Here is a 12247-nt window from a genome sequence, read left to right on the forward strand (position 1 = left end):
TGAGCGCCGACGGCACGGGCCGGGATTCCGCACAGGCTGCCGCTGAGCTGGAGGAGGCCCGCCGCAGGGCCGCCGTCGACCTTCGCGCAGCGGACCAGGCCGCAGAAGACCTGGAACGGTGCCTCGCCCGTATCCCGGCTGGCCAGCGTGGCTGACGACCTGCACGCCCGGTACATGGCGGCCACCCGCACCTGGCACAAGCACGCCGGTGCCTGCGGTCACTGCACCAAGGAAGTCGGGCCCCGGTGCTCCGCCGGATCTCGGCTGTACGAGTCCTTCGCCCGCCTTCAGGACGCCTACCTCGGGCGACAGCGCCGGGCCCGCTGAGCGGGACGCGCACCCAACTCGTCGCCCGTCGCACGCTCCTTTCCTTTACAGGCCGCCCGCAGGACGGGCGGCCTGCTCTTCGATGCGCCCCAGTCGGGGCACACCCCGCCCCATGCCTTCACAGAGGAGGACCACATGCCCCCCACCGTCCTGGCCGCCAGCGTCCCGACGTCTTACGACCCCGCGGATTACGACCACTACGAAGACCTCGCCGCCGCCGCGCACCCCGCTTTCGCCGCCGCGCACCAGTCCGGCCAGGTCATCACCGCGGTCGCCGCGCAGGGCGTCACCGTCTCGACGCACGAGGCGGTACGCGTGCACGCCGCCCAGTGGGCGCAGCACCTGTCCCTGGCCTGACCCGGTCTGCCGGTTGCCTGATCCGCCCGACTCGACCGCCCGCGACTGCGGCGGCCGGGACGGGCGGTGAAGGGGAGTCGGACAGCCCGGCCCGGACCTCCAGAACAGGACAGGAGACGTCATGCCGCTCCCCGGATGGCTCGCCAGCCAGATCGCCACCGCGCAGGCCGAGACCGAGAACGACGGCACCACCTGGTCCGCCTACGTCACCACGGAGGACGGGCTCGCGGCGATAGCCGGTGCTCACGACCGTGACCACGCCCAGCGCTGGCTTGATGAGTCCGGTCGCACTGGCCTCGTCGCCCCCAGCCGCCGCACGCGCGGCCAGCAGATCTGAAGGAACACCCGTGAATGCCGCCCCGCTTGGGGCGGCGGCATCCCGTCCGTCATGCCCTTCGCCAAGCGGCGGGTCGGCAGACGTACACCAGAAAGGACCCCGCCTGTGAGCACCCGACGCCAGCCCGCCCGCAAGGCTCCCGCGAAGAAGAACACGACGGCCAGGACCACCACCGCCACGGCCGCCAAGACGGCAGCGGCGACCGACGCGAACACGTCGGTGGTCACCGAGCCCGCCCCGGCCCCGGTGATCGACACCGAGGCGCTCGTGACGGCCGCCCGCGCGGAGGCCGACCAGCTGCTCGCCGCCGCGCGCACCGAGGCCGACGACCTTCTCGCGCAGGCCCGCCAGCAGAGCGCCGAAGCCGACAGCGCCGTACGGAAGGCGCAGGCGGAAGCCGACAGCATCCTTCAGATCGCCAAAGGCCAGGCGGCGCGGATGCACAAGCTGACCGAGGAGCAGATCGCGGCGGCCGAGGAGACCGTGCAGCGCGCCCGTACGATCGCCGACGGCGACCTGACGGCGGCCGAGCAGACCCTCGCCCGCCGCCGACAGGCCGCGGAGAAGCTCCAGGCGGAGGCGGAGGCCGAGGCCGGTCGGATCGTGGAGGCCGCTCGGACGCGCGCTCAGCAGGTGCGTGCCGAGGCGGAGCAGGACAAGGACCGGCTCCAGGCCGAGGCCGACGCGACCGCCGCGCACGCCGGGCACCTGGTGGAGGAGGCCAAGCAGCGGGCCGTTGACCTGGTGGCCGCTGCCGAGGACGACGCCCGCGCTCGCCGCGAGGCCGCGGCCGCGATGCGCCAGCAGGCGGAGCAGGACTCCGAGCACCTGCGCACCCGGGCCCGCGAGGAGATCGCGACGGCGGAAGAGGACGCGGCCCGCCTCCTGGACGACGCCCGCGCTCAGGTTGCCGAAGTGCTGCGCGAGGCAGAGCAGGACGCCGACGACACGCGCGGCGAGGCGCAGCAGGTCCTCGAGGACGCGCAAGCCCGCGCCGAAGAGGACGTGCTCAAGGTCCGCTCCCTCGCGGAGGCCAAGGCGGCCGGCGCCATCTCCAGCGCGAACACCGCCGCCTCCGAGCGGATCACGGCGGCGGAGCAGGAGGCAGGCCGCCTGGTTGCCGCCGCCCAGCAGGAAGCCGAGCAGGTCCGCAACCGTGCCCGCATGGAGCAGCAGGCGGCATGGGGGGAGCTGGAGGCCACTCGCGCGGAGGTCGCTGAGGCCCAGGCGCTCATCGCGAAGCAGGAGCAGCGGAAGAACTTCGTCGACACCTGGGGGCCGCGTGTGGCCCTGGGCGCGACGATCGTCCTCACCGCGTCCGGCGAGTTCGCCCTGGCCAAGATGAGCGGCTGGCCGACGGAGGTTGCCTGGGCGCTGCCGCTGGCTATCGACGTCTACGTGGTGCAAGCCTTCCGCCGGCACCGCGATGTCGCCGGTGCGCTGATCCTCATGGTCGCAGCCAATGCGATCTACCACCTCGCGGCCGCCGGACTGGTCGGCGTCGACGGCAAGGGCAACCCGCTGTGGTGGCTCATCGTCAGCGTCGCCGCCATCGCTCCGTGGGTGATGTGGCGCATCCACCAGATCACCAAGGCACCGGTTGAGACGGACTCCGGTGAGATGGGCACCGGCAACGGAGCCGGGCCGGATGAGACGAACCGCGCCGCATCCGCCGATGAGACCGAGCCCACCCGGGCCGCCGATTCCGGCGCCTTCGGGGAGACGGTTCCCCACCCCCGCACGGCCCCGGCGCTCGTTGCCGAGACGGACGAGGGTGAGACCCGGCGGCTACTTGAGACGGGCGTCACCGAGACAACCGCTCTGGTGAGCACAGCTGAGACAGCGTCTCAGTCGAGTGAGACTCCCAGGTCAGGCCGTGAGACAGCTCCTTCGGAAAGCGGCGCGACTCCGCTTCCGCTGCGCTCCGTTGAGACCGGCCGCCCCACCCTCGCCCGGGACGCTGAGATCGAGGGGCAGATCACTTCGCTGCTCAGTCTCATGTACCGGCGCAAGGGCGCGGAGACCGTCTCAGTGGACGAAGCCAAGGACGTCCTCGGTGTCTCACGGGCCACCGCCGGCCGCCGCCTTGAGATCGCGAGGACCCGCTTCAAGGACGTCTCGTGAGATCGCGCGGCTCCAACCAGGGCTGCCGCCCGCCGAAGCGACCCGCGCCGAACCGGACCAAGAGGAGTTCGACATGAGCAACCTGACCTACGCGATCGGCCTGATCCTCGCCGTGATCAGCCTCGCCCTGATTGTGGCGGCGCCGTTCGCCCTGGCCCACTCCCGCACGCTGCACGACCACGGCCCCGGCTGCTGGTGGTGCCACCCCCGGCTGCTGCCGCGCAAGCAGCGCTGAGCCAGTCGTTCGTCCGGCACACACCAGTGAGGGCCAGCCCATCCGAAGTGGGCTGGCCCTCGCTGCGACTGCCGGAAGCAGTCCACAGCCCGCCCAGTACAGCAGATCCGACCCCCACGGAGGACCCCGTGAGCACCGAAAACAACGGCCAGCCCTTCTTCGATGATCCGCACGCGGCGCTGCGCGAGATCGCGCAGAACCCCGCCGCCTACGCGCACTACCTCGCGGACTTCAACCGGGTCGTGCTGGACATGCAGGCCAAGCTGGAGATCCTCCAGCGCGAGACCCGCCTGCACTGCCGCAATTCGCGCGTGCCGGGCGACAAGTGGGGTCAGGCTTTCCTGCGTTCCTTCCCGGTGGAGAAGTCCCTGAACGACGTTCTCAGCAATCTCAAGAGCATTAGTTCCGGGCTGGAAAAGAGCGCCCATAAGCGTCACGCCCACGACGAAAAGGTGCAGGAGGTCAAGAAAAACCGAAAGGAAAAGACCCAGCTCAAGGCGCACAAGAAGAACCCCACACTCCAGGCCGCCCCGGAAAACCCGGGCCAGCAGGGTGTGCAGCGCCCGAATCCGGGCTATGGTGGTCCCACGTCGATTTACGACCTGAACCGCAGGGAGTCGGCGTGAGTGCAGGTCGCCCGCTCACGAAAGCCGAGCGGAAGAAAATGAACCGTGCGGAACACGAGCGGAAAATCAAACAGGATTTGATTGCGCAGCACGGCACCGACCTCGGCACCTTCTACGCCTGGCTCCGGATCGTGAATATCCGAGGCACCCAGGCATACCGCGACGGGAACACGGAGTTCATCCGTGAGGCCGCGCTCGCCCTGCACAACGTCTACAGCCGCCACTCCGGCTAGCTTCCCGCGCCCCGTACGAAGGGCCGTTCCCGATCCCCGGGGGCGGCCCTTCGGCGATCCCAACGCGTGCCGCGCGTGTCGCGTGCCGCGCGTGGCGTGCGCGCGTGTACGCGAGGCCGACGCCGACTGTCAAGCCCAGGAGGAGGAGCCGCGTGTCCGACGACACCGACAGCAACGTCATCAACCTCCCCACTCGGGGCGGCGATTCCGGCGGAATGCCGGATGCCCCCGACGCCGGGGATTTCTTCTATTCCGAACCGTCCGGCAGCAGCGCGGACGACGGCGCTCCCCCGGAAAGGGCGACCAGGGAAACCCCGGCCATTCGTGGCCCTATTTCCCCGGAAATCGCATTGCGGGAGACGGGATTGCCTGACGCCCCGGATTCCGACGAGGAGGAATACGAGGAAGGCGAATACGAGCAGCCTCGCTCTCTCGCCGACCGCCTCGGTGAATGGCTGGAACTCCGTTTTGAAGTGGCGCGGGACCGGCATGCCGGTGAAGCACCGTTCCGCGAGGCGGAAATAGCGCGAAAGACCGCGCTTTTGGAGGCCCGCACCGCTCAGGAAACCGCGCTGATGGAGCAGAACGCGAAGTTTCATGCCGCGCAGATGAAAGCGAAGTCCGACAAGGCGGCGGCGCGCGGCAAGGCCGACGCGGCGCGATCCTCCAGCTCCGGCCTGGGCGCCGACAAGGGCGGCCGCTCGAAGGCCGGCGGCGGCTCCGGTCGCGGTGGGGGCCGGGGCTCGGGTACGAACGGGTCCGGTGGCTTTGGCCGCGGTTCCGGGGGTGGCCACTCCCCCAGGGGGGCCGGTAAGGGCTCTGATCGCTCCGCTGGCGGCGGAAAGGGGACCTCGAAGGGCAACCAGTCGTCCGGCGGCCTGAAAGGCCGCCAGAACGGCCCTGGGGGCCCCGGTGCGGGCAAGTCCGGTACAGGCAAGGGCAGTTCGGGCGGCTCCGGCGGCAAGAACGGCTCGGGCAGTACCGGGACCGGCAACGGCAGGGGCGGCTCGAAGGGCGACGGCGGAAAGGCGAAGGACTCGCCGGCCGTCAGTCCCCGGGCTGAGCGGGCCCGCGGCCGCCAGGAGCGCGCCGCCGCCCGCCAGGCGGCACGCCAGCAACGGCGCAGCGCCGACCAGGCCGCCAGCCTCGCGGACCGCAGCAAGGACCGCGACCTGGAGCGCCCCGCCGTCCAGGCGGCGCGCGAGGAACGCCGCAGGGGGAAAGCCGAGCGGAAGGCCGCAGGAAGGGCGAAGCGGGAGGCGGCCAAGGCCGCCGACGACCGCACCACCCTGGGCGCGGCCCTCGGGCAGGAAGCGCAACGCCGCTGGGACAAGCGCCGCGCGGCAGAACAGGACAAGGCCGCGAAGGACGACACGGCCAAGGACGAGACCGATGGCACCAAGGAGGACAAGGCCAAGGACGACAAGGCCAAGGACGAGACCGATGGCACCAAGGACGCCACCGGCGACAAGGACTCCGAGGCCACGACCAAGAAGATGACCAAGGACGACCCGGCGAAGCCCTCCGGCAGCCCGAAGGCCGACTCCGCTACCACGGAGCCGGACGACGGGAAGAGCGGCGAGAAGCCCTCCGAGGGATCCGCCACCAAGGACGGCACCGGGACCGACACCAAGGATCCCAATACCGCAGATCCCGCCTCCGCGAAGAAGCCAGCCGACGGCGCCCCCACCGGCGAGGCGAAGGCAGACGATCCCAGCCCCGCCCCAGAAGCCCCCAAGGACTCCAAGGAGGGAGCAGCGACCCCGGAGCCGGAAGAGCCGGAACCGGAGGGACCGGAGAACGATGGCCCGTACGGGCTCCGGGACATGTGGAAGCGGCTCCGGCGTGAGGAGGCGGAGCAGCGCAGGAAGGAAAAGGAGCAGCGCAGGAAGGAAAAGGAGGACGACAAGGCCTATGCCCGGGCCTACTACACCCGGCTGGACCGCGAGCGAGAAGAACGGGAGCGGGCACAGCGCGGACGGCAGGGTCACGCGGCGCAGTGCCGGTGCAAGCCGTGCAAGCAGGCCCGGGCCGCCGCGTCGGAGCGGCAGTCCCCGCGCCCGGCCGCCGATTTCGGCTTCCGGATGGACCGCGCGGACCGTCCCTCCGAGCCGCAGCAGGACCCCGGCCCGGTCCGGGAGGAGTACCCGGAGGCGGAGATCGTGCCGCCGCCCGCGCTGCCCCGGGCCCCGGAACCGCACACCCAGCGTCCCGGCACCACCCGACCCACTGCACAGGAGGACCCCGTGGCATCGGAGGTCAACAGGCCGTCAGGCCAGGCCCGGATGGCGGCCAAGCACCGCACCGACATCACCTTCGGCGAGTACCTGACGGAGATCGTGAACATCGCGATCGCCGCAGCCGGAGACAAGGACCGCGCCCAGGACCTGGCCGACGCGCTCGGCAAGGTTGCCGACGCCCTGCGCGACATGGCCACCGATCTGGGGGCCGATCACAACATCGCCACCGCGGTCGTCGACCAGATCACCGACCTGGCCGACGCGGCGGACCGTATGAAGCAGGTGGCCGAACGGTGCGCCACCCAGTGCGACATCGCCGCGGAGGCCGCCCGGCTCGCCGCCATGGCGGTCGGCCGCGTCTACGGCCAGGACATGCAGGCCATGGACGACGCCGGCCTGGCCACCGCTTCCTCCGCCGCCCACCACGACTAGCAGGAAAGGGGGCTCACTGATGAGCGACCTCGTACCCGCCACCGGCAGCGGTGCCGCCGCCCGGACGGACGGCGACAACCGCTACAAGGCCGTCCAGCAGAAACTCAAGGCGCTCGGCCACGCCATGGACCTGGCCACCAACGAACTCCAGACGCTGCAGCGCGACATGGAGACCAACGCCCGCCGTGCCGAGGGCCTGGCCGTCGACATCGCCAACGCCGAACTCGACCGCACGCACGTCGAGATGACCAACCAGGTGTCTGTCGCCCTGGGCGGCGCCGCCATCGAGGTGAAGAAGCTCCACGAGACGGCCCAGGAGGTATCCGGCCAGGCCCACGACACACGGCGCACCCACGCGCGGCTGTACGAGGGCCTGGACGACATCCGCTCCAGCCGCAAGGAGCGCACCCCCAAGCCGGGCTTCTTCGTCCGCTGACCCGACCCACCCGCACCCCCTGATGGGCGGCCCGCCACGTTACGGCGGGCCGCCCATCGCCACACCCGAAGGAGAAAACCGGTGTCCGTGCCGCGCAGCGTCGCCCTGGAGCGCACCTTCTACACCCTCAGTGCCCCGGTCCTCGCCGCGGCCCCGAACCTCTTCGCCGACAGCCCCGTCAACACGGTCGTACAGCTGGCCGGGGCGGCCGGTGTCGGCGGCTGGGTGCTGGCCGCCAAGAGCAACAAGTCCGGTGCGGGACGCAAGATTTTGCGCTGGTCGCCGCTCGTGGCTGCCGCCGCGATCGACATCGCCGCCCGGCACACGGTCGGCTGGGGGCCGTGGTGCCTGGACGGCCTCCTCGCCGCCAGCTGGGCGGGGGCCGGCCTGTTCGTGATGCCCTTCTCCCGGCACGCCCGCCGCCGTCACCGCCCCGCGCTCGCCAGTCCGGCCCCCGCGCCGCAGCTGCAGGAAGCCGCCGAGCCGTCTCCCGCGCAGCCGGACGACGGTGCCGACAACTTCACCCGCCAGGTCCGCTGGCTGTGGGAGGAGCGTGGGCTGCCCGGCCGCACCATCGTGGTCACGGCCACCCCGCACGCAGGCATGCCCAACGACCTGTCGCTGCTGCTGCGTGCCTCCGAGGCCGGACGGCCGATCTCCAGCCTCACCGAGGAAGCCGTTGCCGCCGCGTTCGGTGTCGAGACCACCGACGTACGGATCGAGGACGTGCCCCGCCAGTACGGGCGTGAAGGAGGACCGGGCTGGAAGGAAGTCCACGTCACCCCGGATCTGAACGAGCGCCGCCGCAAGGCGCCCACCACCCGCGAGTGGTGGGCCGACCGGATCGGCGGCGACCGTGGGCCGGTGCCCGGCTCGCAGTACATCAAGACGGTCCGCGACCACGACCGCAAGGTCACCCACTACATCGCCCAGGTCCCCGACGAGCTGGGAGAGCCGCGCGTCAACCAGGACAACCTGGCCGCCGCGCTGAAGACCAAGTACGACGACGGCCGGCTGTTCGTCACGGTCGACGGCAACCAGGTCCTGGTCTCCCTGTGGGACTCCAGCCCGCTCGCGCAGATCTTCCCCGCCACCCGCGAGCTGCTCACCCCGGACAAGGACGGCCGGTGGGTGACCGGCTACCTCGGCAACGGGCAGCCCGCCCGCAACCGCGTCCACACCGACCGGGGCGCCGCCCACGGCCTGTTCGTTGCCCCGTCCGGCGGCGGCAAGACTCAGCTGATGGGGTTGCACGTCGCCGCCGACGCCCTGTTCGGCGCGGTGGTGTGGCTGGCGGCGGAAGCCCCGGACGAGAAGGCAGCCAAGCTGGGCGAGTACACCGACCGCTACGGCGTCGGCGCCCTGTACATGATCCGGCTCCTGCGCACCCTGGACGCCCTGATGGAAATCCGCGGCGAGATGGTCTGGGACGACGGACGGGTCTACGACTGGGACCCCAAACTGGCGGGCTGTCCCTACCGGATGCTGTCCGCCTACCTGGACGAGTTCCTCTCCGCCGCCCGCCACGGCGACTACGGCGCGGAGATCATGGACCTTGCCGAGAAGGTGTCGGTCAAGGGCCGCAAGTACGGCATCGGCCTCAAGGTGGCAGGCCAGTCCATCTACGTACAGGACGGCTTCACCCAGCTGTTGTGCGAGAACCTCCGCGAGAACTGCATCCCGGTCATCTTGAAGGTCGCACCGAAGAAGATCGCCGACATGTTCAAGGCCCTCGGCATCTCCTCGGACAACACCCCCGACCCACTCCCCCGCTCCTTCTCCCCCGCCGAAGCGGGCCGCATCGAGCGGGTGATGGCCGGGGAGCCCGAGCCGCCCACCGACTCCAACACCGGCGGCGCCGGATGGATCGTCGAAGCCAAGCACCCCGAGGTCCTGCGCACCCTTTTCATGGACTTCAAGTCCGGCCTCGACGCCTACTTCCCCGACGCGATCGCCTCCCTCACCGACTACGAGATCCGCGAACTCGAGGCGCGGGAGTTGTGGTTCGACTGGACCGAGCCGCCCCGGCCCGGGGAGTTCGGCCCCGAACCGATCGATGACGAGGACGACGACTGGGACGGGGAGGACAAGCCGAAGAAGGGCGGCGGCAAGCCCCGCCGCACGGCGAAGTCCGCCGCGCGCCGCGACGCGGTCACCTCCCCCCTCCAGGCACTGGAAGCGATCAAGAACCTCTCCGGCGTCTGACCCCACCCCGAACACCCCCTGCAGGGCCCGGCCGCGTCGGCCGGGCCCTGCTCACCCCTGGAAGGAACCGCAGCTCGTGGCCGTATCGATCTCCTTCGTTCTCCTGCTCGCCATCGTCGTGGTCGTCCTCATCCGGGGCGGCTCCGTACGTCTCCTGCACGCCCTGGCCTGCGCCGCTTTCGGGTTCTTCCTCGCCTCCTCCGGCGCCGGGCCCTACATCACCCGCGCGATGAGCGGCATCACCGGCTGGATCTCCAGCTTCTGACCGTGTCTGGCCTCCTGCCTCGACGGCCGCCGCCCCCTGCATCTCCGACGCCTTCCGAGGAGCCCCGATGCCCCACCCCGCCCACGCCCCGCCCCTGTCGGTCCGTACGAGCGCGCCGCCCGCCGCGCTGTCGCTGGAGGCCCGCCTGGCCGCCACGGACGCGGCGATGACCGTCCGGCTGGAGGAGGCCGCCGTCGCCTACGAGGTCAACACCGCGCACATTCCCACCGTGCCGGTCGACCTGGGCGACGTCGTCACCCTTCCGCTCACCCCGACCCTCCAGCCCCCCGCACCGTACGCAACGCCGGTGGCGGCCCTCCTGCAGCGTGCGCATCACCGGCTGCTCACCGACGGCTGGTGCACCGGCGCCCTCATCGACGTGGAAGGCGCCCGGTGCCTGTACGGCGCGATCCACCACGAAGCCCACGGCGACCAGAGCCTCGCATCACGCGGCCTTCAGATCCTGATGGACGCGATCCACCGCGAGTTCGGCGGCGACGTCGACTCCGTGCCGTCCTTCAACGACGGCTTCGCCAGCGGCCGTGTCCCGCTGCGGATGCTCGACAAGGCCGCCGTCCTCGCCGACGCCCGCCTCCTCTGAACCCCTGCTCCGGACCACCTGCCTCGCACCCGAACCCGTCGCGGTCGGGGGCGGGCCAGGCCGTCCGGCCTTCTTTACGCCGTAAAGACCCGCCTGGCGTGCGCACCACCGCGCCACCGGCCCCGGCAACACCTCCCCACACCGGCCACCACACCCACCCGACCAAGGGAGCACCTTCGCCATGCAGTCCGACGACAAGCCCGTCAACAGCCAGAACAACCCGAGCTTCCTCGACCTCCTCAACCAGACGCCCCCGCCGAAGGCCACCGACCTGAACAAGGACACCGGCACCACGCGTCTTGCCCGGCTGCGCACCGCATGGAACGCGTCCTGGGAACAGGGCGGCTTCCTGCACGGGCGGTGGGAGGAACTGCGTCTGGTCCCGAAAGCCGGGTGGCACGGCATGGCCCCCTGGATCAAGTCGCTGCTCGTGCTGGCCGGGGTGTGCGCGCTCCTCATCCTGCTCGACACCGCGGGCGACATCTTCGGCACCGCCCTGAGCCGCCTGGCCGACTCGATGCCTGCCACCCGGGCCGGCACCAGCGCGGTGGGCGAGCTGTGGGGCGTGGTCGACAACCCGATCCGGTCGTACATCGACCAGCACAGCGTGGGTCTCAGCGTCAGCGGGTCCGCCGTCTACGCGTTCTGGCAACTCGTGGGTCTGTTCGGCCTGGCTGGCGGGTTCCTCGGCAGCACCGGCGCCCGCATCACCTGGATCTGCTGGGGTGCGGCAAGCGTCCTGGCCGTGTGGTCCGCGGCCCCGGCCGACGGGCGCACCGTCGCCGCCGGCATCGCCGTCCTCGCCTGGACTCTCGCCTCCACCCTCGCCCTGCGCGGCTGGAGCCTGCGCCCGGTCGTCAACAACTTCCTCCCGCCCGCTCCGGCGTTCCAGCCCCAGATCGAGATCCGGCCCGAGATCCATCTCCCCGCCCCCGCGTCCGCGCCCGACGACGACACCCCCGACAACGTCCACCAGATCCAGCACTGAGCCCGCCCGCCACCTCGGACGTGTCCGATATGGCACGCCCACGACCCGAACGGACCGCCTCTATGACCCAGTTCCGGATCGGCACCTACCACGGACGCCACGACGGCACCCAGGCCAAGGCCACCGCCACCCGCGACGACACCCGCTCCGAGCCGTACGCCTGGACCTGCATCTGCGGAGCCAGCCGGGCCTTCGCCGATCGCCATGAGATGGACCTCAGCGCCTGGCGGCACACCCACCCCACCCGGCTGGACCGGATGCGGCAGCACCTCGCCCGCCGCCGGCGCGCTCGGCAGGCCCGCCGTACCGGCTCGCTGACCTCCTGACCTGTCGCCCTGCCTGGATCTCGGCCGCCCCTCGCGGCGGCCGAGATCCTCACAGGCCGCCCGGCCACCGCACCACCCCACCCCTCTACTCCCCTGAAGGAGAACGGTCTTGGCGAAGCCAGCACCCAAGGTCATCGGTGTCCTGAGCGAACCCGCACCGCCCACCTGGTGGCGCGCCCACCGCCACCAGGTCCTTCTCGCAGCCGGACTCCTCGTCGGCTTCTACCTCGGTACCCAGGGCCCCGGCGGCCAGACCCCGGTTTCCCCGAGGCCCGGCCACACCACCCCCGGCACCCCCACTCCCACCCCGCACACGCCCCGCCCCCAGCAAACGATCGACCTGTTCACCTGACCCGCGCTCTTCTCTCACCGCGCCCCGCCGGAACCCGAGCAGCACCCCGGCAGGGCGCACCGCTGCCCACCCACCGCGCCAGGAGGAAATCCCCGTGCTCGTGCCCCGGCCCCGCCGCCGCATCGGCCGCCCCCGCCCTGCCCGCCCCGGCCCCCGCTACCCG

At 71.3% G+C, this 12247-nt stretch carries 15 protein-coding genes; all 15 read left to right on the plus strand.

Annotation, left to right across the window (positions count from 1 at the left end):
- The first annotated feature begins 147 nt into the window (after window positions 1–147).
- The 15 genes from OG897_RS40050 (at window position 148) to OG897_RS40120 (ending at window position 12084) form a co-directional block, all read left to right on the plus strand.
- Window positions 148–327 (plus strand): hypothetical protein, encoded by a 180-nt coding sequence (locus tag OG897_RS40050; protein ID WP_266665304.1) that lies wholly within the window; start codon window positions 148–150, stop codon window positions 325–327.
- A gap of 135 nt (window positions 328–462) precedes the next feature.
- Entirely contained in the window at window positions 463–684 is a 222-nt protein-coding gene (locus tag OG897_RS40055) for a hypothetical protein (RefSeq protein ID WP_266665306.1), read from the plus strand.
- Between the two features lie 121 nt (window positions 685–805).
- Window positions 806–1021, plus strand: a complete 216-nt coding sequence (locus OG897_RS40060) for a hypothetical protein (RefSeq protein WP_266665308.1) — start codon at window positions 806–808, stop codon at window positions 1019–1021.
- A 105-nt stretch (window positions 1022–1126) separates the two neighbouring features.
- Entirely contained in the window at window positions 1127–3145 is a 2019-nt protein-coding gene (locus tag OG897_RS40065; protein ID WP_266665310.1) for a hypothetical protein, read from the plus strand.
- 73 nt (window positions 3146–3218) lie between these two features.
- Entirely contained in the window at window positions 3219–3380 is a 162-nt protein-coding gene (locus tag OG897_RS40070; protein WP_266665312.1) for a hypothetical protein, read from the plus strand.
- A gap of 128 nt (window positions 3381–3508) precedes the next feature.
- Complete coding sequence (locus OG897_RS40075; protein ID WP_266665315.1) at window positions 3509–4006, plus strand: hypothetical protein; 498 nt, start codon at window positions 3509–3511, stop codon at window positions 4004–4006.
- Window positions 4003–4239: a hypothetical protein gene (locus OG897_RS40080; RefSeq protein WP_266665317.1), complete on the plus strand. Its 237-nt coding sequence runs from the start codon at window positions 4003–4005 to the stop codon at window positions 4237–4239. Before OG897_RS40075 ends, OG897_RS40080 begins: the two co-directional genes overlap by 4 nt.
- 152 nt (window positions 4240–4391) lie before the next feature.
- Entirely contained in the window at window positions 4392–6911 is a 2520-nt protein-coding gene (locus tag OG897_RS40085; protein ID WP_266665319.1) for an ATP/GTP-binding protein, read from the plus strand.
- A 19-nt stretch (window positions 6912–6930) separates the two neighbouring features.
- Entirely contained in the window at window positions 6931–7347 is a 417-nt protein-coding gene (locus OG897_RS40090) for a conjugal transfer protein TraB (RefSeq protein ID WP_266665321.1), read from the plus strand.
- A gap of 81 nt (window positions 7348–7428) precedes the next feature.
- The gene (locus tag OG897_RS40095) at window positions 7429–9552 is read left to right on the plus strand and encodes a chromosome segregation protein ParM (RefSeq protein ID WP_266665323.1); all 2124 of its coding nucleotides are present in this window, start codon (window positions 7429–7431) and stop codon (window positions 9550–9552) included.
- 76 nt (window positions 9553–9628) lie between these two features.
- Window positions 9629–9817 carry a hypothetical protein gene (locus OG897_RS40100; protein WP_266665325.1) on the plus strand — a complete coding sequence of 63 codons (189 nt, stop codon included), beginning with the start codon at window positions 9629–9631 and terminating at the stop codon, window positions 9815–9817.
- Between the two features lie 67 nt (window positions 9818–9884).
- Entirely contained in the window at window positions 9885–10418 is a 534-nt protein-coding gene (locus tag OG897_RS40105; RefSeq protein ID WP_266665327.1) for a hypothetical protein, read from the plus strand.
- Window positions 10419–10599: 181 nt separating this feature from the next.
- Window positions 10600–11406, plus strand: coding sequence for a hypothetical protein (locus tag OG897_RS40110; RefSeq protein WP_266665329.1), 807 nt, complete (start codon window positions 10600–10602; stop codon window positions 11404–11406).
- Between the two features lie 62 nt (window positions 11407–11468).
- Window positions 11469–11732 (plus strand): hypothetical protein, encoded by a 264-nt coding sequence (locus tag OG897_RS40115; protein ID WP_266665331.1) that lies wholly within the window; start codon window positions 11469–11471, stop codon window positions 11730–11732.
- Window positions 11733–11841: 109 nt separating this feature from the next.
- The gene (locus OG897_RS40120) at window positions 11842–12084 is read left to right on the plus strand and encodes a hypothetical protein (protein ID WP_266665333.1); all 243 of its coding nucleotides are present in this window, start codon (window positions 11842–11844) and stop codon (window positions 12082–12084) included.
- The last annotated feature ends 163 nt before the right edge of the window (window positions 12085–12247 follow it).

It is taken from the genome of Streptomyces sp. NBC_00237 (assembly GCF_026342435.1).
GTDB lineage: Bacteria > Actinomycetota > Actinomycetes > Streptomycetales > Streptomycetaceae > Streptomyces.